Source organism: Paracoccus sp. N5, from assembly GCF_000371965.1.
Lineage (GTDB): Bacteria > Pseudomonadota > Alphaproteobacteria > Rhodobacterales > Rhodobacteraceae > Paracoccus.
Genome location: NZ_AQUO01000002.1, coordinates 844,068 through 863,131 on the forward strand (window position 1 = coordinate 844,068; position 19,064 = coordinate 863,131).

The 19,064-nt window shown below is 68.6% G+C and carries 22 protein-coding genes; 7 read left to right on the top strand and 15 right to left on the bottom strand.

Annotated features, from left to right (window positions below):
- Positions 1 to 119: 119 nt before the first annotated feature.
- From PARN5_RS0118415 to PARN5_RS0118430, 4 genes are read right to left on the bottom strand one after another with little or no spacing between them, the layout of a single operon-like run.
- The gene (locus PARN5_RS0118415) at positions 120 to 866 is read right to left on the bottom strand and encodes an ABC transporter permease (protein WP_018001242.1); all 747 of its coding nucleotides are present in this window, start codon (positions 864 to 866) and stop codon (positions 120 to 122) included.
- On the bottom strand, positions 863 to 1,795 hold the full coding sequence (locus PARN5_RS0118420) for an ABC transporter ATP-binding protein (protein ID WP_018001243.1): 933 nt from the start codon (positions 1,793 to 1,795) through the stop codon (positions 863 to 865). Before PARN5_RS0118420 ends, PARN5_RS0118415 begins: the two co-directional genes overlap by 4 nt.
- On the bottom strand, positions 1,792 to 2,937 hold the full coding sequence (locus tag PARN5_RS0118425) for an ABC transporter permease (RefSeq protein WP_232419459.1): 1,146 nt from the start codon (positions 2,935 to 2,937) through the stop codon (positions 1,792 to 1,794). Before PARN5_RS0118425 ends, PARN5_RS0118420 begins: the two co-directional genes overlap by 4 nt.
- Positions 2,938 to 2,945: 8 nt before the next feature.
- A complete protein-coding gene (locus tag PARN5_RS0118430; protein ID WP_018001245.1) occupies positions 2,946 to 3,851 on the bottom strand; it encodes an ABC transporter substrate-binding protein in 906 nt (301 codons plus the stop codon).
- Between the two features lie 355 nt (positions 3,852 to 4,206).
- Here PARN5_RS0118430 and PARN5_RS0118435 point away from each other — a divergent pair, with 355 nt between their 5' ends.
- Positions 4,207 to 4,608, top strand: a complete 402-nt coding sequence (locus PARN5_RS0118435) for a hypothetical protein (protein ID WP_018001246.1) — start codon at positions 4,207 to 4,209, stop codon at positions 4,606 to 4,608.
- A 7-nt stretch (positions 4,609 to 4,615) separates the two neighbouring features.
- On the opposite strand, the gene miaB is transcribed toward PARN5_RS0118435, so the two are convergent.
- Positions 4,616 to 5,944 carry a tRNA (N6-isopentenyl adenosine(37)-C2)-methylthiotransferase MiaB gene (gene miaB, locus PARN5_RS0118440; RefSeq protein WP_018001247.1) on the bottom strand — a complete coding sequence of 443 codons (1,329 nt, stop codon included), beginning with the start codon at positions 5,942 to 5,944 and terminating at the stop codon, positions 4,616 to 4,618.
- Positions 5,945 to 6,012: 68 nt separating this feature from the next.
- On the opposite strand from miaB, the gene PARN5_RS0118445 reads away from it, so the two are divergent.
- Entirely contained in the window at positions 6,013 to 6,348 is a 336-nt protein-coding gene (locus PARN5_RS0118445) for a TfoX/Sxy family protein (protein ID WP_018001248.1), read from the top strand.
- On the opposite strand, the gene PARN5_RS0118450 is transcribed toward PARN5_RS0118445, so the two are convergent.
- On the bottom strand, positions 6,333 to 6,773 hold the full coding sequence (locus tag PARN5_RS0118450; protein WP_018001249.1) for a DUF2380 domain-containing protein: 441 nt from the start codon (positions 6,771 to 6,773) through the stop codon (positions 6,333 to 6,335). The two genes, PARN5_RS0118445 and PARN5_RS0118450, sit on opposite strands and share 16 nt — an antisense overlap.
- A gap of 130 nt (positions 6,774 to 6,903) precedes the next feature.
- Between PARN5_RS0118450 and PARN5_RS0118455 the strand changes: the two genes are divergently transcribed.
- Complete coding sequence (locus tag PARN5_RS0118455; protein WP_018001250.1) at positions 6,904 to 8,265, top strand: aminotransferase; 1,362 nt, start codon at positions 6,904 to 6,906, stop codon at positions 8,263 to 8,265.
- Positions 8,266 to 8,334: 69 nt separating this feature from the next.
- On the opposite strand, the gene PARN5_RS0118460 is transcribed toward PARN5_RS0118455, so the two are convergent.
- Together PARN5_RS0118460 and PARN5_RS0118465 are read right to left on the bottom strand one after the other, a co-directional pair.
- A complete protein-coding gene (locus tag PARN5_RS0118460) occupies positions 8,335 to 8,712 on the bottom strand; it encodes a pore-forming ESAT-6 family protein (RefSeq protein WP_018001251.1) in 378 nt (125 codons plus the stop codon).
- 99 nt (positions 8,713 to 8,811) lie between these two features.
- Positions 8,812 to 9,081 (bottom strand): DUF3572 domain-containing protein, encoded by a 270-nt coding sequence (locus tag PARN5_RS0118465; protein ID WP_018001252.1) that lies wholly within the window; start codon positions 9,079 to 9,081, stop codon positions 8,812 to 8,814.
- A gap of 114 nt (positions 9,082 to 9,195) precedes the next feature.
- On the opposite strand from PARN5_RS0118465, the gene PARN5_RS0118470 reads away from it, so the two are divergent.
- The 3 genes from PARN5_RS0118470 to PARN5_RS0118480 all read left to right on the top strand — a co-directional run bounded on the left by PARN5_RS0118470 (position 9,196) and on the right by PARN5_RS0118480 (position 11,814).
- Entirely contained in the window at positions 9,196 to 10,599 is a 1,404-nt protein-coding gene (locus tag PARN5_RS0118470; RefSeq protein ID WP_018001253.1) for a diguanylate cyclase, read from the top strand.
- 103 nt (positions 10,600 to 10,702) lie between these two features.
- Entirely contained in the window at positions 10,703 to 11,116 is a 414-nt protein-coding gene (locus PARN5_RS0118475; RefSeq protein WP_018001254.1) for a DUF983 domain-containing protein, read from the top strand.
- Positions 11,113 to 11,814 (top strand): NUDIX domain-containing protein, encoded by a 702-nt coding sequence (locus PARN5_RS0118480; RefSeq protein WP_018001255.1) that lies wholly within the window; start codon positions 11,113 to 11,115, stop codon positions 11,812 to 11,814. The genes PARN5_RS0118475 and PARN5_RS0118480 overlap by 4 nt, the downstream gene beginning before the upstream one ends.
- On the opposite strand, the gene PARN5_RS0118485 is transcribed toward PARN5_RS0118480, so the two are convergent.
- From PARN5_RS0118485 to PARN5_RS0118515, 7 genes are all read right to left on the bottom strand, one after another.
- Positions 11,811 to 12,581, bottom strand: a complete 771-nt coding sequence (locus tag PARN5_RS0118485) for an enoyl-CoA hydratase-related protein (protein ID WP_018001256.1) — start codon at positions 12,579 to 12,581, stop codon at positions 11,811 to 11,813. The genes PARN5_RS0118480 and PARN5_RS0118485 overlap by 4 nt on opposite strands.
- A 68-nt stretch (positions 12,582 to 12,649) precedes the next feature.
- Positions 12,650 to 13,102: a cytochrome c-type biogenesis protein gene (locus tag PARN5_RS0118490; RefSeq protein ID WP_018001257.1), complete on the bottom strand. Its 453-nt coding sequence runs from the start codon at positions 13,100 to 13,102 to the stop codon at positions 12,650 to 12,652.
- A 2-nt stretch (positions 13,103 to 13,104) separates the two neighbouring features.
- Positions 13,105 to 15,063, bottom strand: coding sequence for a heme lyase CcmF/NrfE family subunit (locus PARN5_RS0118495; protein ID WP_018001258.1), 1,959 nt, complete (start codon positions 15,061 to 15,063; stop codon positions 13,105 to 13,107).
- A gap of 102 nt (positions 15,064 to 15,165) precedes the next feature.
- On the bottom strand, positions 15,166 to 15,663 hold the full coding sequence (locus tag PARN5_RS0118500) for a 3TM-type holin (RefSeq protein WP_018001259.1): 498 nt from the start codon (positions 15,661 to 15,663) through the stop codon (positions 15,166 to 15,168).
- On the bottom strand, positions 15,663 to 16,274 hold the full coding sequence (locus PARN5_RS0118505; protein ID WP_018001260.1) for a holin-associated N-acetylmuramidase: 612 nt from the start codon (positions 16,272 to 16,274) through the stop codon (positions 15,663 to 15,665). The genes PARN5_RS0118500 and PARN5_RS0118505 overlap by 1 nt, the downstream gene beginning before the upstream one ends.
- An 85-nt stretch (positions 16,275 to 16,359) precedes the next feature.
- Positions 16,360 to 16,803, bottom strand: coding sequence for a cytochrome c maturation protein CcmE (ccmE, locus tag PARN5_RS0118510; protein WP_018001261.1), 444 nt, complete (start codon positions 16,801 to 16,803; stop codon positions 16,360 to 16,362).
- Between the two features lie 18 nt (positions 16,804 to 16,821).
- Positions 16,822 to 17,634: an aspartate/glutamate racemase family protein gene (locus PARN5_RS0118515; RefSeq protein WP_018001262.1), complete on the bottom strand. Its 813-nt coding sequence runs from the start codon at positions 17,632 to 17,634 to the stop codon at positions 16,822 to 16,824.
- 313 nt (positions 17,635 to 17,947) lie between these two features.
- Here PARN5_RS0118515 and PARN5_RS0118520 point away from each other — a divergent pair, with 313 nt between their 5' ends.
- Positions 17,948 to 18,868, top strand: coding sequence for a LysR family transcriptional regulator (locus PARN5_RS0118520; protein ID WP_036745000.1), 921 nt, complete (start codon positions 17,948 to 17,950; stop codon positions 18,866 to 18,868).
- Positions 18,869 to 19,064 lie beyond the last annotated feature (196 nt).

Here is a 19,064-nt window from a genome sequence, read left to right on the forward strand (position 1 = left end):
CCTGTCCCTCGCGCCGACACCTGCAAGGTCCGCGCCATTGCTGATCTGGCCGGTAAACGAGGGGCGACGCCGGCCTCTTCACTTTTTCGGAGGGGCGCAGCGAAGAACGACGAAGCCCTTCAAGTCGCCTGCCGGGTCTCTCTGCCGATGCGGCGTTTCGCGATCTCGATGAGCAGCCCGAAGCCATCGTAAAGCAGCACGGCGATGCAGCCCGTCAGCACCCCGCCCTGGATGACATAGGCCGGATTGTTCGAGGTCAGCCCGGCGATGATCACCTCACCCAGGCTGCGCGCCGCGACGGTCGAGCCGATGGTCGCCGTGGACAGCGCGATGACGATCGAGATCCGGATCCCTTCGAGGATCAGCGGCATGGCAAGGGGCATCTCGACCTGCGCCAGCATCCGGCGCGGCGTCATGCCCACCGCCTTGCCCGAAAGCAGGACCGAGCCGGGCACCGCCCGCAGCCCCGCCAGCGCGTTCTCGAAGATCGGCAGCAGGCCATAGAGGAACAGGGCCAGCACCGTGGGCCGGGCGCCGAAGCCCAGCAAGGGCACGGACAGCGCCAGCACGGCGACCGGCGGGAAGGTCTGGCCGATATTCGCCAGCACCCGCGCCATGGGCAGGAACTCGGCCCCGGCGGGGCGGGTGACGAGGATGGCCAGCGCCAGCGCGATCAGGGTCGAGGGGACCATCGCCAGCGCCACCAGCGCCAGATGCGAGACGGTCAGGCTGGCCAGCGATGCGCGGTCGTAGATCACCGGTCCGCCCGCGGGGGCGAAGGGGCGCAGCAGCGGCTCGAACAGCGCGGGAAACAGGATCAGCCCGCCCGCCACGCCGATCAGGATGATCCAGCGCAGCGCCGTCATTCCCGGCCCCGTGCCAGGATGTCGTCGCGCGTGACGATACCAAGCCGGCGCCCCTGCGCATCGGTCACCGGCAACCGGTCGCGCCCGGTCCAGATCATTTCGGCCAGCGCGTCCGACAGCGAAGCGGCCACATCGACCGGCGCGCCCAGGGCCTCGCCCGCACACGACAGCGAGCCGACCGGGTGCAGCGCCAGCAGGCGCAGGGCGCGGCCCGTCTCGCCCACCAGATCGGCCACGAAGGGCGTGGCAGGCGCGCGGATGATCCGGTCGGGGGTGTCGAACTGCTCGAACCGTCCGTCCCGCATCACGGCGATGGCATCGCCCAGATACAGCGCCTCATTCATGTCATGGGTGACCAGGACGATCGTCGTGCCCAGCTGGCGGCGGATCCGGGCCAGATCGCGCTGCGCCTGGCGCCGGATCAGCGGGTCCAGCGCGCCGAAGGGCTCGTCCATCAGCAGCACATCGGGACGCGCGGCGAGCGCCCGCGCGACGCCGATCCGCTGCGCCTGCCCGCCCGAAAGCTGGTGCGGATAGCGGTTTGCGATCTCGGCCGGGTCGAGTTGCAGCATCTGCAACAGCTCGGTGACTCGGGCCGCGATCCGGGCCTTGGGCCAACCCAGAAGGGTCGGGACGACACCGATATTGCGCGCCGCCGTCCAATGCGGAAACAGCCCATAGCCCTGGATGACATAGCCGATGCCCTGACGCAGGGAAGTTTCGGGGATCCGGCCGGCATCCTGGCCGTCGATCAGCACCCGTCCCGACGTGGGCTCGACCAGCCGGTTGATCATCCGCAAGAGCGTCGTCTTGCCCGAGCCGGAACTGCCGACGATGGCGGTGAGCGTGCCCTTCGCGAAGCGGGCGGTGACCTTGTCGACCACGGGCCTGCCGTCATAGGTCTTGGTCAGGGCCTGGAGCTCGATCATTGCGGCTGCCCCCCGGAAAATGCGATCAGCAGGTCCATGACCGAGGATGTCAGGAAGGCCAGCGCCACCGTCGGGATCACGCCCAGAAGGATCAGGTCGGTGGCCGTCTGGCCGATGCCCTGGAAGATGAAACTGCCGTAGCCGCCCGAACCGATCAGCGCCCCCACGGTGGCCAGCCCGATATTCTGCACCAGGACGATGCGCGCGGCGGCCAGAATGACCGGCAGGGTCAGCGGCAGATCGATCCACCACAGCCGCCGCGCCCCGGTCATGCCCATGCCGCGCGCCGCCTCGGCGACCTCGCGCGGCACGGCATCGATGCCGGCGACGGTATTGGCGACGATGGGCAGCAGCGAATAGAGAAACAGCGCGATCAGCGCCGGGGCCATGCCGATCCCCTTGATCCCCGCATCCGCCGCCCCCGGAACATGGGCCGCGACCCAGGCCAGCGGCACGATCAGCATCCCGAACAGCGCGATCGAGGGGATGGTCTGGATCAGCGTCAGCAGGTTCAGCACCGGGCCGCGCCAGCCCGGATGGCGCTGGATGGCAAGCCCCGTCGGCAGGCCGACCCCCAGCGCCGCTAGGAACGAGCCGAAGGCCAGGACCAGGTGGTCCGCGGTCGCCCGGTGAAAGGCATCCGCGCGCACCCGGAACTCGGCGGCGACCGAAAGACCGCCCAGCGTGCCCGAACCAAGCAGCACCGCGACCCCCGCCACGGCGCAGGTCAGCAGCGCCGCCCGTGCCGCCGGGCCGGGCCGCATCCGCGCGAAGGCGTCCACCAGCAGCAGTAAAAGCGTCCCGGCGGCCAGCCAGAACCCCGCACCGGGCGAGACCCGCGCCGCGGGCGCCGCCTGCTCCTGCAGCAGCGCCGCCCCGTGGCCCAGCAGAACCGCCAGCGCGGTCGATGCGCCGGCAAGCAGCAACAGCCGCATTCCGGGGCGTCGCAGCAACAGCAGCGCGACCGCCAGCAGAACGACCCCGGCAAGCAGCGCACCGGTCATGGGCCAGCCGAACGCCTCGGCCCAGGTCCGGGGCTGTGGGGGCGCGATCCGGTTGGGGCGAAAGCCGAATGCCATCAGCGCCGGGGACGCCAGGAGCGGCAGGGCCATGACGGCCGACAGCCGGTCGATGCGCGGCACCGGCATCCTCAGTCCAGCAGCCCAGCCTTGGTCAGATAGGTGCGGGCGACCTCGGCGGCGGGCAGGCCCTCGACCTGAACCTGCCCGTTCAGCCCTTGCAGGGTTTCAAGGTCCAGCCCCGCGAAAGCCGGTTCCAGCAGTTCGGCGATCTGCGGATATTCGGCCAGCACCTCGGCCCGGACAACGGGGGCGGGCTGATAGACCGGCTGCACGTTCTTGTCGTCCTGCAGCACCGTCAGGCCGGAAAAGGCAGGCGCGCCGTCGGTGCCATAGACCATGGCCGCATTCGCCCCGCTGGTGCCGTTGGCCGCCGCCTGGATCGTGGCGGCCGTGTCTCCGCCCGACAGCACGATCAGCTGGTCCGGCGTCAGCGCAAAGCCATAGGCCTGCTGAAAGGCGGGCAGCGCCGGCGCCGAATTGACGAACTCGGCCGAGGCGACCAGCTTGACCTGACCGCCCCCCGCCACCCATTTCCCGAACTCCGAGAACGTGCCCACACCCGCCTTTTCGGCCAGATCCGAGCGCAGGGCGACGCCCCAGGTGTTGTTGGCGGGTGCGGGCGTCAGCCAGACGATGCCATTGGCCTCCTGGTCCAGTTGCTTGGCGGTCTCGTAACCCGCGCTGGCATCCTGCCAGATCGGCTCGTCGGCGCGGTTGAAAAAGAAGGCGGCGTTGCCGGTATATTCGGGATAGATGTCGATCTCGTCCGCAAGGATCGCCTCGCGGACGATCGGCGTGCCGCCCAGCTGGATGCGGTCGCGCGTCGGGATGCCCGCATGGTCCAGCACCTGAAGGATGATCTGTCCCAGCACCCCGCCCTCGGTATCGATCTTTGACGACACGACGACCTCGGCATGGGCGGTGCCGAAACCGGCGGCGAAGGCGATGAGCGACAGCGAGACAGGCTTCAGCATTTCATTTCCCTTTCGGTTCGTGCCGGCTCGGCATGTGAAGTGAACACGCGGATCGGTCGCATATCAACCTCGGCATGGCCTTGAGATGGTTGGCTCATTCCGAACATTGCGCCGGCAGGTATTGTTCCACACCCCATGCGCAGGAGTTTCGCCGGTTTCCCGGCCGAGGATGCGGGGTGAACGGCGAATAGTGGGTGCCACCTGGCGGCCATGCTTGAACCTCACAGTTTATGTAATTTTTTTCAATGCAATGCCGTAGAATCCCAGAAACTTTCGAGACGCTCGCCACGGGCTTTCCTTCGCGGCGAAAGACCGTTAGCCTCGGCAGCGAAGATCACCGAGCGAGGATGGGCAGATGAAAAAGACCGGCATGACCCTTGCGGCAAGCCTGCTGTTGCTGGCGGGTTGCGCAGGCCAGGAGGGCGACCGCTATGGCGAGATCATCGCCCGCTCGACCCCGCCCAGCCCGGAACTTCGGGCGCTGCTGGTAGAGGGCGCGGTGCGGGTGGCCTATGACCCGGCCTCGATCCGCTATGCCGAGATCTCGAATGTCGCGGATTTCGGCAATGGCGTGCAAGGCGTCTGCGTCCGCGCCGACAGCAAGAACGTCAAGGGCATCTATACCGGCGTGCACAGCATTGGCATCCCGCTGCGCGACGGCAAGCCCATCGGCGGAGAGCTGGACCATCCGATCTGCAACCGCAGCGACGTGCCCTGGAACAAGTTCCCGGAACTGGGCGCGCTGAACGGCAAATAGGCCGCGATCAGGCGACCAACTCGCCCGCCAGCGAATTCGGCGCGCTGGCGGTGATGCGCACGCGCAGCAGGTCGCCGACCTGCGCCTGGGGCGCCTCGACGAAGACCGCGTGCAGGTAATCCGACTTGCCGACCATCTGGCCCGGCAGGCGACCGGGTTTCTCGAACAGCACGGAAAGCTCGCGTCCGACCATGCCCTGCTGCGCGGCCTTCTGCTGGCGGCTCAGCAGCGCCTGCAATTCCTGCAACCGGGCGTCGGCCAGGTCGCTGTCCACCTCGGGCCGCTCATAGGCCGGCGTGCCGGGGCGCGGCGAATATTTGAAGCTGAAGGCGGTGCCGAAATTCACCCGCGCCACCAGGTCCAGCGTGTCCCGGTGGTCCTGGTCGGTCTCGCCCGGGAAGCCGACGATGAAATCCGAGGTCAGCATGATGTCGGGCCGCGCGTCGCGGATGCGGTCGATCAGCCGCAGGTATTCCGCGACCGTATGCTTGCGATTCATCGCCTTGAGGATGCGGTCGCTGCCCGACTGCACCGGCAGGTGCAGATAGGGCATCAGCTTCGGCTCGTCGCGATGCGCCTCGATCAGGTCGTCGGCCATGTCGTTCGGATGGCTGGTGGTGTAGCGGATGCGGTCGAGCCCGTCGATTTCCGCCAGGGCCCGGATCAGCCGGCCGAAGCCCCATTCGCCGCTGTCGCCCTGACCGTGCCAGCCGTTGACGTTCTGGCCCAGAAGCGTGATCTCGCGCACGCCGCGCGCGACCAGGTCGCGGGCCTCGGCCAGGATGCGGCTGACGGGGCGCGAGACCTCGGCGCCGCGGGTATAGGGCACCACGCAGAAGGCGCAGAACTTGTCGCAGCCCTCCTGCACGGTCAGGAAGGCGGCGGGGGCGCGCCTTGTGGCGGCGGGTTTCGGCAGGTGCTCGAACTTGTCCTCGGCCGGGAATTCGGTATCGACGCCCCTGCCCGCGCGCGCCATGGCCGGCAGGCGGTGATAGGCCTGCGGGCCGACGACCAGATCGACGATGGGCATGCGGCGCTGGATCTCGGCCCCCTCGGCCTGGGCCACGCAGCCGGCGACGCCGATCTTCAGGTCGGGCCGCTCGGCCTTCAAGGGCTTCAGCCGGCCGAGGTCGGAATACAGCTTCTCGGCAGCCTTTTCGCGGATGTGGCAGGTGTTCAGCAGCACCATGTCCGCCTCGGCCTGGTTCTCGGTCAGGACATAGCCCTCGGCGCCCATGGCCTCGGCCATGCGCTGGCTGTCATAGACGTTCATCTGGCAGCCATAGGTCTTGATGAAAAGTTTCTTCACCGCCGGGGTATTGGCTTGGTCCGTCATGCCGCGCTGTCCTTGAGGATGCGGCGCTGATACAGCAAGATGCGGGACTTGGAAAGTGCGGGCGCAAGATGACGGACCTGACCAGCATCCCGAATATCGGCCCGGCCACGGCGCAGGCGCTGCGCGAGGCCGGCGTCGCGGATGCCGAGACGCTGCGCGCCATGGGGGCGCATGACGCCTATGCCGCCATGCTGCGCGCCGGCACGCGGCCGCATTTCATCTGGTATTACGTCTTGCATATGTCGCTGCAGGGCCGGCCCTGGAACGACTGCCGCGGCGAGGAAAAGGCCGCGCTGCGCCGCCGTTTCGACGCGCTCGTGGCCGAGACGCGCGGCGGCGGCATGACGCCCATCGAGGCGGCGCTGCGCGAGATCGGGCTGATCGCGCCTCAGTCGCGCAGCTGACGGGCCAGGAAGACGCCGGCGCGGCGCCAGGATTCGTCGTTGTCGCCGCGGAAGTTCAGTTCCTCGTGGGTGATGAGCTTGCCGGCCTCGAGGTCCACCAGGCTGGCAAAGACCTGCAGGATCAGCGTGCTGGCCTTTTGCACCACGATGAACAGCCCGCGATCCGCGCCGCGTTCGCGCATCAGCGTGACCAGGCAGTCGGCGGTCTCCTGCGGGCAGGCCTCGGCCACGGCCGCGGCGGGCAGCAGGCTGGCCGACATCTCGGCCGCCAGCACCTCGGCCAGCAGCGCCTGGCGCCGGGCATGGTCGGCCGCTTGGTCGCGCGCCTCGTGCGAGGTATCGAGCAGTTTCACCGGCGCGATCAGCAGCGCCTCGGCCTGCGCCATCCCGGGCAGCAGCGCCAGCGCCAAGAGCAGTTTCCGCATGAGCCTTTCCCCCCGCCGCCATCCTGCGCCGGGGCGGCCGCTGCGGCAAGCCGGACCAAGGTCGCGCCCCATTGAACCGCTGCCGCGGCCCGGCTAGCCTCGGGTCCGACGCACGCTTGAGGAGGCCGCGATGAACCAACCGCAAAGCTGGGAGGCCAGGGCCGAGGAATTCTCGCTTTATGGCTTCACCGACATGCCGAGCATCCACCAGCGCGGCACGGTGGTGCTGACGCATGGCGAGGGGCCTTATGTCGTCGATGTCCACGGCCGGCGCTATCTGGATGCCAATTCGGGCCTGTGGAACATGGTCGCGGGCTTCGACCACCGCGGGCTGATCGACGCGGCCAAGGCGCAATACGAGCGTTTTCCGGGCTATCATGCCTTCTTCGGCCGCATGTCCGACCAGACGGTGATGCTGTCCGAGAAACTGGTCGAGGTCTCGCCCTTCGTCAGCGGCAAGGTGTTCTACACCAACTCGGGCTCCGAGGCGAACGACACCATGGTCAAGCTCCTGTGGTTCCTGCACGCCGCCGAGGGCAATCCGCAGAAGCGCAAGATCCTGACGCGCTGGAATGCCTATCACGGCGTTACGGCGGTCTCGGCCAGCATGACCGGCAAGCCCTATAACGAGGTCTTCGGCCTGCCGCTGCCGGGCTTCATCCACCTGACCTGTCCGCATTACTGGCGCTTCGGCGCGCAGGGCGAGACCGAGGAGCAGTTCACCGCCCGGCTGGCGCGCGAGCTTGAAGAAACCATCCAGCGCGAGGGCGCCGACACCATCGCCGGCTTCTTCGCCGAGCCGGTGATGGGCGCGGGCGGGGTCATTCCGCCCTCCAAGGGCTATTTCCAGGCGGTGCAGCCGATCCTGAAGAAATACGGCATCCCGCTGATCTCGGACGAGGTGATCTGCGGCTTCGGGCGCACCGGCAACACCTGGGGCTGCCAGACCTATGGCTTTACCCCCGACGCGATCATTTCGTCGAAGAACCTCACGGCGGGGTTCTTTCCGATGGGCGCGGTGATCCTCGGGCCGGACCTGGCCGGCCGCGTGCAGGCGGCGGTCGAGGCGATCGAGGAATTCCCGCATGGCTTCACCGCCTCGGGCCATCCGGTCGGCTGCGCCATCGCGCTGAAAGCCATCGACGTGGTGATGAACGAAGGTCTGGCCGAGAACGTGAACCGCCTGGCCCCGCGCCTCGAGGCGGGGCTGAAGCGTCTGGCCGAAAAGCCGAACATCGGCGAATATCGCGGCGTAGGCTTCATGTGGGCGCTGGAGGCGGTGCGCGACAAAGCCACGAAAACCCCCTTCGAGGCCAACCTGTCGGTCAGCGAGCGCATCGCCAACACCTGCACCGACCTGGGCCTGATCTGCCGACCGCTGGGGCAGTCGGTGGTGCTGTGCCCGCCCTTCATCCTGACCGAGGGCCAGATGGACGAGATGCTGTCGAAGCTGGAACAGGCGCTCGACAAGGTCTTTGCCGAGGTCGCCTGACCAGCGCGACGCCGGCACGAGAAAGCGCCCCCGGATCGCGTCCGGGGGCGCTTTCCCATCATCGAAGGCTTATTTCGGCAGTTGCGCCGCTGCCTGCTCGACCGCCTGGGCGATCTGCTTGCACAGCGCGGCCTCGTCGGCGCCCTGGGCCTTGGCGGCATCGGCCAGCGATTGCTCGACGCCCATGGCGCTGACGGTGCCGGTCTTGCCCTTTTCATAGCTGGCCTCGACCGCCGCTTCGTCCTGGGCGGCCGGGAACATCGCCATGATCTTGGTCTGGGTCTCGATGGCGGTGCCGTCGATATGGCCTTCGGTCTGGCAATATTCCAGCACGCCCAGCTGGTTCTTGGCCGCAGCCACCGCCATGTCCGGGCTGGGCGCGGTCTGCGCAACGGCAGCCCCGGCGAAAAGCGCCAGCGCGAGCGTGGGGACGGAAATGCGTTTCATCGGATCAACCTCCTGAATTCGGCCGGCCGCAAGCCGGTGGCCCATTCAGGCCGATGCGCAGAGCCGCCGCAATGCGCAGATTCACCTAGACGGATCGGTTCACCACGGATCGCCGCCGCCCAGCACGGCGCGCGCCATCTGCACCCGCTCGGGGCGCAGCCCGGCGGCCTGGGCAAAGTCCAGCACGCGCTGGTCCTGCTCCAGCAGGAAGTCCAGCACGAAGACCGGGAATTCCGGCTGCGCCGCCATGGCGCGCAGCCCGGCCGCGTCGCAGCCCGATTGCGCCAGCAGCGCCTGCACCAGTTCCGGATCGCCCGCCAGATGCGCAAAGCCCCTGTCCGCGATGTCGCGTGCCTCGCCCGCTGTCATGCCGCTCTCGTCCTCGTGATGCTTTCCGGCGTTTTCGCACCGGCTGGAAAGGATTTGTTAACCATTTCCGCGCAAGATGCTCGGCAGCGCAGCAGGTGTAAAGCGGGCGAAAGCATGGCCGGAAGGATTCTTGTCGTCGACGGCGCGCCGACCAACCGCATCACCATGAAGGTGCGGCTGAGCTCGGCCTGCTACGAGGTGGCGACCGCCGCCTCGGGGCAAGAGGCGCTGCGCATGGCGCGGCTGATCCATCCGCAGATCGTGCTGATCGGCACCGGCCTGCCCGACATCGGCGGCCCGATGCTTTGCGCGGCGCTGCGGGCGCTGCCGCAGGGCGGCGACATGCCGGTGCTGGTGTTGGCGCGGGGCGAGGATCGGGTCGCGGCGCTGCGGGCCGGTGCCTCGGCTCTGATCGACCCGGACGGCGACGAGTTGACGCTGCTTGCCCGCATCCGCGGGCTGATGCGGCACGAGGCGGCCGGGTTCGGCGCGGCGGGATTCGAACCCGCGCATGGCATGGCCGAGCCGGCGGCCGCCTTCCTGCACGACCCGCGGCCGCGCGCGGTCTTCGTCGCCGACCAGCCCGCCACGGCGCTGGGCTGGCGCCATGCCCTGCAGGCGCGGGTGGATTTCGCCATCTCGGTCAGCGAGCCCGAGCGGGCCTTGGCCGAGGCCGCCGCCGGCAAGGTGGCCGAGCTTTACCTGATCGCCGCCGACATCCGCCAATCCGGCGACGGGCTGCGGCTCTTGTCGGAACTGCGCTCGCGCCCGCATTCGCGCGACGCGGGCTTCGTCGTCGCGCTGCGCCCCGAACGGGCCGAGATGATGCCGGTGGCGCTGGACCTGGGCGCGGGCGACGTGCTGCCCTGGGACCTGGCCGCGCCGCATTTCGCCCCCGAGGCGGCGGTGCGGCTGCAAACCCAGTTGGCCCGCAAGCACGAGGCCGACCGGCGCCGCAACGAAACGCGGCGCAACATGCATTTCGCCATGACCGACCCCTTGACCGGGCTGCACAACCGCCGCTTCGCCCTGCCCCGGCTGTCGGAGCTGGCCTTCGAGGCGCAGGAGCGCCAGCGCGACCTGGCCGTGATGCTGCTGGACCTGGACCGCTTCAAGCGGGTGAACGACATCCACGGCCATCCCGCCGGCGACGCGGTGCTGGCCGAGGTCGCCTCGCGCCTGGCCTCGGTCCTGCCCGAGGATGCGGTGCTGGCCCGCATCGGCGGCGAGGAGTTCCTGGCCGTGCTGCCCGATTGCCCGGTGCGCACCGCCCGCCGCGTGGCCGAGGATCTGCGCCAGGCGGTGATGGCGGCGCCGGTGCGCCTGCCGGCGGGTTGCGACAGCGCCGAACTGGGCGTGACCGTCTCGGTCGGCGTGGCGATCGGCGAGGCCCGCGCGCCGCAGCAGGCCGCCCCCGACCCCGAGAGCCTGCTTGCCAGCGCCGACCGGGCGCTGCTTGCCGCGAAATCCTCGGGGCGCAACCGCATCGTCATCGCGCCGCAGATGATCGCCGCCTGAGCCCCCGCTTGCGCCCTGCGACGTTTCGCCGCGCGGCAAGGCGGACTTTTCATCGGCCCGCCCATGCCCTAGATAGAAGGCCAAGCACAAAAGGAGCGCGCCCATGCCCCATGCCGCCGCCGAAACCGCGGACCGTCCGATCAAGCAGGCGATGCTGCGCGCCGCGCTGGGGCGCTGTCCCGCCTGCGGCCAGGGCAAGCTCTTCAGCGGCTATCTCAAGGTGAACGGCGCTTGCGCCCATTGCGGCGAGGCGCTGCACCACCAGCGCGCCGACGACGGCCCGGCCTATCTGACCATCCTGCTGGTCTCGCATCTGGGCGCGCCGCTGTTGCTCGCGATCTACATGATGTATCGGCCCTCGGCCATGGCGATGCTGATCGGCTTCGGCCTGGGCGCGGTGATCCTGTCGCTGCTCTTGCTGCCGCGCATCAAGGGCGGCTTCGTCGGCTTCCAATGGGCGCGGCGCATGCATGGCTTCGGCGAAGGCGCAACGCATCTGGAGGCCAGCGCGCCGTGAGTGCCGAGACCCCTGCCGAAACCCCGATCCGCGATGCGGCGACGGTGGTGGTGCTGGACCGCCACGCGAGCGCCGGCCCCTCGGTGCTGATGGGCCAGCGCGGCGCCGCGGCGGTGTTCATGCCATCGAAATATGTCTTTCCGGGCGGCGCGGTCGATGCCGCCGATGCCGCGGCCCGACTGGGCGCGGGCCCTGGGCCCGAGACCGCCGCGCGGCTGGCCGCCGAGCCGCGCCCGGGTGTCGCCAGCGATCCGCATGCCCTGGCTGCCGCCGCCCTGCGCGAGCTGGCCGAGGAGACCGGGCTCTTGACCGGCCAGCCCGGCGCCGCGCCCGAGGGCTGGGACCATTACGCCGGCGCCGGGCTTGCCCCCGATGCCTCGGCGCTGATCTATCTGTTCCGCGCCATCACGCCGCCGGGCCGGCCGCGGCGATTCGATGCCCGCTTCCTGCTGCTGGATGCCGAGCACCTGCATGGCGACCGCCACGACTTCGCCGGCGCCTGCGACGAATTGTCGCATCTGCATTGGGTGCCCCTGGCCGAGGCGCGGGCGCTGGACCTGCCCTTCATCACCGAGGTGGTGCTGGCCGAGCTTGCGGGCATCATCGCCCGGGCCGGCGGCGGGCCGCTGCGCGCGCCCGAGTCGGTGCCGTTCTTCGACAACCGCGACGCCAACCCGCGCTTCATGCGGATCGGCTAGCGGCCGCGAAACCGCGGCGCGCGCTTTTCCAGGAAGGCCGAGACGCCCTCGGCGAAATCGGCGGTGCGGGCCATCTTGCCCTGCAACCGCGCCTCGACGCCAAGCTGCGCCGCCATGTCGTTGCCCGCCGAGGCGCGCAGCGCGGCACGGATCGCCATGAAGGCGGCGGTCGGCCCCTCGGCCAGCGTGCGGGCCCGGGCGGCGATGACCGCGTCGAATTCGGCGTCCGGCACGGCTTCCCAGATCAGGCCCCAGTCGGCGGCCGTCGCGGCCGGGATGCGGTCGGCGAACAGCATCATGCCCATCGCCCGCGCCTGGCCCACGGCGCGCGGCACGATATAGGTGCCGCCGGCGTCGGGGATCAGCCCGATGCGGCTGAAGGCCTGCACGAAGCTGGCGCTTTCGCAGGCAATGACCACATCGGCAGCCAGCGCCAGGTTCGCCCCCGCCCCGGCCGCGGTGCCGTTCACCGCCGCGATCACCGGCACCGGCGCCTCGCGGATCGCGGCGAGCATCGGCTCGTATTCCTGGCGCAGGATGGTTTCCACGTCGAAGCCGCCGGTGGCGTCGGTCAGGTCCTGGCCCGAGCAGAAAGCCCGCCCCGTCCCGGTCAGCACCACGCAGCGGGTGCCCTGCGGCAGGTCGGTCAGCGCCGCCACGATCTCGGCCCGCATCACGCGGTTCAGTGCGTTCATCACCTCGGGCCGGTTCAGGGCCAGCCGGGCAATGCCGTCCTGATGCGTCACGGCGATGGTCTGAAAGCTCATGCGGTCCCCCCTGCTTTTGCCCGCCATCCTGCCCAAGACGGGCAGCGGCGAAAAGCCCGGACCTCGCGTCAGTCGCGCATGATCTGGTCGAGCCGGGCCTTTTCCTCGGCGCTGAGCGTCTCGGCGCGCTCCTCGGCCGGGCGGCGCGAGCGGATGAAGCGCCAGCCCAGGAGCAGCGCGAAGGCCGCCATCACCGGCCCGGCGAGATAGAGCAGCCAGTTCACGCCCCGCGCCGGCGGCTGGAACAGGACATATTCGCCGAAACGGTCCACCACCGCCGCGACCGCCGCATCGTCGCTGTCGCCGGCGACCAGCCGCTCGCGCAGGTAGAGCCGCAGGTCGCGGCTGATCGGGGCATTCGATTCGTCGATGGTCTCGCCCTGGCAGACCGGGCAGCGCAGCACCTTGGAGATCTCGCGGGCGCGGGCCTCCAGCGCGGGATCGGTGAGCACCTCGTCGGGCTGCACGGCCAGGGCCGGCAGGGCGATCAGCAGCGACAGGGCCAGGATCAGCGCGCGCATGCTCACTCCGCCGGTTGGGCGACGATGCCGCGCCGGGCGCCGGCGGCGACGCGATAGCGCCGGTCCGACAGGCTGACCAGCCCGCCAAGCGCCATCAGCGCGCAGCCGAGCCAGATCCAGCTGGCGAAGGGCTTCACATAGCTGCGCACCGCCCAGCCGCCGCCCTGCTGCGGATCGCCGATGACCAGATAGAGGTCGCGGAACAGGCCGTTCTGGATCGCCGCCTCGGTCGTCGGCATGGCCTGCACCGGATAGACCCGCTTTTCCGGGTGCAGCAGCGCGACCTGCCGGCCGTTCTTGCTGACGCGCATGGTGGCGATGGTGGCGTCGTAGTTCGGGCCGGGCTGTTCCTCGACCTTTTCCAGGGTGATCTCGTAACCGGCGACGGTGAAGGGCTGGCCGACCTGCGCCACGCGGATATCCTCGACCTGCCAGGCCATCAGCAGGCTGATGCCGATGAAGGTCACGCCCAGCCCGCCATGGGCCACGGCCTTGCCCCAATCGGCACGCGGCAGCCGCGAAAGCCGCGAAAGCCCCGAATTGCCGGTGCGCAGCCACAGGTCCACCGCCGCGCCGCCCAAAAGCCAGGCGCCCAGGCCGGCGCCGATCACCGCCAGCGCCGAATGCCCGGTCGAGACGGCAAAGACCAGCGCCGCCACGGCCGCCGCGAAGGCCAGCGCACCGCGCAGCGGCATCAGCGTCCGTTTCAGCTTGCCGCGCTTCCACGGCAGGATCGCGCCCAGGGGCAGGACGATCGCCAGCGCCACCATGAAGGGCGTGAAGGCCTTTTCGAAGAAGGGCGCGCCGACCGAAAGCTTCTTGTCCCAGGCCATCTCGGCCACCAGCGGCCAGACCGTGCCGATGAAGACCACGAAGGCTGCAACCGCCAGCAGGATGTTGTTGAGCACCAAGGCGCCTTCGCGCGAGACCGGGGCGAAGACGCCCTTGGCCTGCATCGCCGGCGCGCGGAAGGTGTAAAGCGTCAGCGCCCCGCCGACGAACAGCCCCAGGATCGCCAGGATGAACACGCCGCGCTCGGGGTCGCTGGCGAAGCTGTGGACCGAGGTGATGACGCCCGAGCGCACGATGAAGGTGCCGATCAGCGAAAAGCCGAAGGCCATGATCGCCAGCAGGATGGTCCAGCTTTTCAGCACCTCGCGCTTTTCGACGACGATGGCGGAATGCAGCAGGGCAGCCGCGATCAGCCAGGGCATGAAGCTGGCATTCTCGACCGGGTCCCAGAACCAGAAGCCGCCCCAGCCAAGCTCGTAATAGGCCCACCACGACCCCAGCGCGATGCCGATGGTCAAAAAGATCCAGGCCGCCAGCGTCCAGGGCCGGACCCAGCGCGCCCAGGCGGCATCGACCCTTCCCTCGATCAGGGCGGCGACGGCAAAGCTGAAGGCCATCGAAAGCCCGACATAGCCGAGATAGAGGAAGGGCGGGTGGAAGGCGAGGCCGGGGTCCTGCAGCAGCGGGTTCAAGTCGCGGCCGTTGAAGGGCGGCGCCTCTATGCGCAGGAACGGGTTCGAGGTGAACAGGATGAAGCCCAGGAAGGCCACGCCGATCGCGGCCTGCACCGACAGCACCCGCGCCCGCAACCGGGGCGGCAGGTTCGCGTCGAAGGTGGCGGCGGCGGCACCGAACAGCGACAGGATCAGCACCCAGAGCAGCATGGAGCCCTCGTGATTGCCCCAGACGCCGCTGATCTTGTAGAGCATGGGCTTGGCGGTATGCGAATTCTCATAGACCAGCAGGACCGAGAAATCCGAGCTGACGAAGGCCAGCGTCAGCGCCACGAAGGAAATCGCGATCAGTCCGAATTGCGCCAGCGCGGCGGGCCGGGCGCTGTCGATCCAGCCGCTCCAGCCCCGCGCGGCGCCGACCATGGGCACGATCATCTGGAAGATCGCCACGCCAAAGGCGAGGATCAGGGCGAAATGGCCGATTTCGGCGATCATGGGCTTCCTCCGGGTGGCTGGCCGGAAGAATAGCCGGGGCGCGGGCGGCAAGCCAGCCCCCCGCGCCCGTCAGATTGTCACAGAGATGCTAGCGCTGCGCCGCTAATGCTCGGCCTGCCCCGCCGCCCAGTCGCGCAGCGCCGGGTTGTCCTCGAAGGCGTCGCCCTCGGGCAGGCCGGCCAGCGTCGTCGGCGCGGCGCTGCGGATCGTCGGGCGGGTGCGGAAGTAATGCGCCTCGCGCGCGCCGAAATAGAAGCTGATGATGGCCCCCAGAAGCCACCACAGCGGTTCGGGCACCAGGTTCAGGTTCTGCATGCGCAACCCGAAGCCCACCGGCTCGGCCATGGCATAGACGAAAAGCCCGATGGTGCCCAAGGTCAGCAGCGGCCGCGGCATCCGGTTCAGCCCGTTCATCAGCCCGTCGAACCAGCCGCGCGGCTGGGCGGCGAATTCGCCGGTCAGCTGGGCGATGGCGCGGGCATAGGCCTCCTCGTCCAGTTCCATGCGCCTTGTCGCGTTCTCGCGGAACACCTCGGCCACGCCGGTCGCGGCATTGGCGACCGTGGTGACGGCGGTGCCGGCGCCTAGGAAACGGTCCATCACCCCCATTTCGCCACCCTCGCCCGATGCTCGGCCGCCGTCAGGTGATACTTGGCCGAGATGAACTCCTCGGCCCGGGTGATCCAGCCGCCCTTGCCGCCCGCCCTGGTGCGGGCGTATTTGCGGCTGGCCGGGCGCGCATCGCCAAGCGCGTAGTAATAATTGCGCCGCGCGATGCCATAGGCGTCGGCGAAATAGCCCGGCGCCGCCAGGTCGGCCTGGGTCGCGGCGCGGATCGTCGCCGGCCCGATCATGCCGTCGTCCGTGGCCGGAAAGCCCATCCGCGTCACCAGCCTTTGCAGGATCTTGACCGCATTGGTGCCGGCATTGACATACATATCGAAGACCGAGGCCTGCACCGAAGCCGGCAGTTCCGCCAGCCGCGGCCTGCGGAAGTAATGCTCGACATAGATGCGCGCCGCATCGGCGCGGGTCAGCGCCTTGACGTCGGCCACGTCCACCCTGCCGTCGCCGGTCCTGTCGATCCCCAGCCGCTGCAGCGTCGCCAGCGTCACGCCGTAATTCGTCGCCCCGCCCGGATCGTCGGGGTCGTTGACGTAGCCCCCCTCACGCGCAACGATTTCCGCCGCGATTTCCTCGACCGTCTTCATCCACAGCCCCCTTGCCTGAAGCGGACCAAGGCTGCGGTGACGCGGTTAACCTTTCGTTAACCAGGCGCGCGTTGCATCGGGGCGGTCAGGAGTTCGGATCCTCGTAGACGCCCTGCTCCTTGAGCGAGTCGATGACCTCGCGCGGCATGTAGCTTTCATCGTGCTTGGCCAGGATCTCGGTCGCGACAAAGGTGTCGCCCTCCATGCGGCCGGTGCCGATCATGCCCTGGCCCTCGGCGAACAGGTCGGGCAGCACGCCGGCAAAGCGCACCGGGATCGAGGCGCCGCCGTCGGTGACGCTGAAGCTGACGGTCTCGCCGGCGCCGCGGATCAGCGTGCCCTCCTCGACCAGCCCGCCCAGGCGGAACACCTCGCCGGCCGAGGGCGGGCTCTCGGCCATCTGACTGGGCGAGCGGTAAAGGTTGATGCCGTCGCGGAAGCCATAGCCGATCAGCGCGACGGCCAGCAGCAGCGCGACGGCGGCGGCGATCAGGACCTGGATTCTACGCTTTTTCTTGAGCGATTTCATTATCGTGGCTTTCCATGTTCAGGCGCTTTCGAACCTGATCGGATGGCGGAGGAACTGCGTGGCCTTGCCCGAGACACGCTCGGGGTCGCCGGTGGTCAGGAAGCGCGAAACCGTGCCCGCGCCCAGCATCTGCGGATGGCGTTTCAGATAGTCATCCAGGCTTTCGGCCACCAGGTTCGGTTGCGAATAGACCGTCACATCCGGCCCCAGCGCCTTCTGGAAGGCCGCTTGGACCAAGGGGTAATGCGTGCAGCCCAGGATCGCCGCCTCGGGATGCGGCATGCGGCGCAGCAGCGCCTCGACATGGCTGGTCACCAGCGCCTCGGCCAGGATCTCGTCGCCCATCTCGATGGCATCGACCACGCCGCCGCAGGGCTGGGCCTCGACATCGACGCCGATGGCGCGGAAGGCCAGTTCGCGCTGGAAGGCGCGGCTGGCGACGGTGGCGGGGGTGGCGAACAGCGCCACATGCTTGACCGCGACCTCGCGCGGCGGCGAATTGTCGCCCCAGCGGCGCTCGGTCAGCGCCTCGATCATCGGCACGAAGACGCCCAGCACGCGCTTGTCCTCGGGCAGCCATTTCTCTTGCATGCGCTTCAGGGCCGCGGCCGAGGCGGTGTTGCAGGCCAGGATCACCAGGTCGCAACCCTCGGCCCACAGCCGCTCGACGCCGGCGCAGGTCAGGTTGAAGATGTCCTCGGCATCGCGCACGCCGTAAGGGGTGTGCTTGTTGTCGCCCAGATAGACCAGCGGCAGTTCCGGCAGGCGGGCGGCGACGGCGCCCAGCACGGTCAGCCCGCCCAGACCCGAATCGAATACCCCTACCGCCATGGCTCGTCTCCCCTTGCTCGCGACGCGCCTTGTTTAGGCTGCGCGGCGGCGGATTGCCATGATTTATGTCAGGTGCGGCATTTCCTCCGCCGCTCAAGACGACGTGACCGGGACCGGCCCGAATCGGGGTTTTGCGGCGGCATTCTGCCCGCCGATCCGGCGCCGGACGCAGGGATAGGCAGTGCCGTGCCATAATGGGTCACCCATACTGCCGGATTAACGGATTTGTTGGCGTTTTGCAGGGTTGTTCACCCTATCTTCTGTGATAAGGGTTGCACGGATTGCATGGCTGATGCCGCAAGAAAGCACTGTTATGGATTGGGATAAATTAAGAATATTTCACGCCGTCGCGGACGCTGGGAGTTTGACCCATGCGGGCGATGTTTTGCATCTGTCGCAATCCGCCGTCAGCCGCCAGATCCGCGCGCTGGAGGATTCGCTGGCGACCACGCTGTTTCACCGTCATGCCCGCGGCCTGATCCTGACCGAGCAGGGCGAATTGCTGTTCGAGGCCACCTCCTCGATGGTGCGCAAGCTCGACACCACCGCCGCCCGGATCCGCGACAGCGAGGAGAACGTCTTCGGCGAGCTCAAGGTGACCACCACCACCGGCTTTGGCACGCTCTGGCTGGTGCCGCGGCTGGCCAAGCTCTATGAGCGCTACCCGGACCTGAAGATCGACCTGATGCTGGAAGAGCGGGTGCTGGACCTGCCCATGCGCGAGGCCGACGTGGCGATCCGCATGAAGGAGCCGAACCAGCAGGACCTGATCCGGCGCCGGCTGCTGAACATCCGCATGCGGCTTTATGCCACACGGGAATACCTGGCCAAGGCCGGCGTGCCGCAAACCATGGAGGATCTGGTCCCGCACCGGCTGATCTGTCAGAACCCGCAGACGCCGCAGGTAAGCTCGGGCGCGGTGCTGTCGCAGATGCTGCTGGGGCTGAACATGACCTCGACGCTGATGGTGAACAATTACTTCGGCGTGCTGCAGGGCGTGCTGAACCATGTCGGCATCGGCGTGCTGCCGGACTATCTGACGCCGGATTTCCCGAACCTGGTCAGGGTCTTGCCGGCGATCGAATCCGGCGAGGTGCCGGTCTTCCTGGCCTTCCCCGAGGAATTGCGCACCTCGCGCCGCGTCACCGCCTTCCGCGATTTCGTGCTGGAAGAGATCCAGGCGATCCGCAAGCAGCAGAGCGAGGAAGAGGCGGTGCATCCGTCCGACAAGTGACCGCCGGACGGGCGGTGCTGCAAGCGCCCTGCCCGAGATATTCGCAGAATGCATATCGGCCATGTGCGGCCAAGGGCATTTGCGCCTTGAACCGTTCGCACTCTGCACATATTTCCACTCTCGAAGGCGGTGATCTTGAGGAAACTCTCATCACCTTCAACCTCCCTGTTGGACTTGAGCCGGGCTTCATGCCCGG

Coding starts and splice junctions, on each gene's coding strand:
- PARN5_RS0118415 (WP_018001242.1), bottom strand. CDS start 866: ATGACGGCGCTGCGCTGGATCATCCTGATCGGCGTGGCGGGCGGGCTG.
- PARN5_RS0118420 (WP_018001243.1), bottom strand. CDS start 1,795: ATGATCGAGCTCCAGGCCCTGACCAAGACCTATGACGGCAGGCCCGTG.
- PARN5_RS0118430 (WP_018001245.1), bottom strand. CDS start 3,851: ATGCTGAAGCCTGTCTCGCTGTCGCTCATCGCCTTCGCCGCCGGTTTC.
- PARN5_RS0118435 (WP_018001246.1), top strand. CDS start 4,207: ATGAAAAAGACCGGCATGACCCTTGCGGCAAGCCTGCTGTTGCTGGCG.
- miaB (WP_018001247.1), bottom strand. CDS start 5,944: ATGACGGACCAAGCCAATACCCCGGCGGTGAAGAAACTTTTCATCAAG.
- PARN5_RS0118445 (WP_018001248.1), top strand. CDS start 6,013: ATGACGGACCTGACCAGCATCCCGAATATCGGCCCGGCCACGGCGCAG.
- PARN5_RS0118450 (WP_018001249.1), bottom strand. CDS start 6,773: ATGCGGAAACTGCTCTTGGCGCTGGCGCTGCTGCCCGGGATGGCGCAG.
- PARN5_RS0118455 (WP_018001250.1), top strand. CDS start 6,904: ATGAACCAACCGCAAAGCTGGGAGGCCAGGGCCGAGGAATTCTCGCTT.
- PARN5_RS0118460 (WP_018001251.1), bottom strand. CDS start 8,712: ATGAAACGCATTTCCGTCCCCACGCTCGCGCTGGCGCTTTTCGCCGGG.
- PARN5_RS0118465 (WP_018001252.1), bottom strand. CDS start 9,081: ATGACAGCGGGCGAGGCACGCGACATCGCGGACAGGGGCTTTGCGCAT.
- PARN5_RS0118470 (WP_018001253.1), top strand. CDS start 9,196: ATGGCCGGAAGGATTCTTGTCGTCGACGGCGCGCCGACCAACCGCATC.
- PARN5_RS0118475 (WP_018001254.1), top strand. CDS start 10,703: ATGCCCCATGCCGCCGCCGAAACCGCGGACCGTCCGATCAAGCAGGCG.
- PARN5_RS0118485 (WP_018001256.1), bottom strand. CDS start 12,581: ATGAGCTTTCAGACCATCGCCGTGACGCATCAGGACGGCATTGCCCGG.
- PARN5_RS0118490 (WP_018001257.1), bottom strand. CDS start 13,102: ATGCGCGCGCTGATCCTGGCCCTGTCGCTGCTGATCGCCCTGCCGGCC.
- PARN5_RS0118495 (WP_018001258.1), bottom strand. CDS start 15,063: ATGATCGCCGAAATCGGCCATTTCGCCCTGATCCTCGCCTTTGGCGTG.
- PARN5_RS0118500 (WP_018001259.1), bottom strand. CDS start 15,663: ATGGACCGTTTCCTAGGCGCCGGCACCGCCGTCACCACGGTCGCCAAT.
- PARN5_RS0118505 (WP_018001260.1), bottom strand. CDS start 16,274: ATGAAGACGGTCGAGGAAATCGCGGCGGAAATCGTTGCGCGTGAGGGG.
- ccmE (WP_018001261.1), bottom strand. CDS start 16,803: ATGAAATCGCTCAAGAAAAAGCGTAGAATCCAGGTCCTGATCGCCGCC.
- PARN5_RS0118515 (WP_018001262.1), bottom strand. CDS start 17,634: ATGGCGGTAGGGGTATTCGATTCGGGTCTGGGCGGGCTGACCGTGCTG.
- PARN5_RS0118520 (WP_036745000.1), top strand. CDS start 17,948: ATGGATTGGGATAAATTAAGAATATTTCACGCCGTCGCGGACGCTGGG.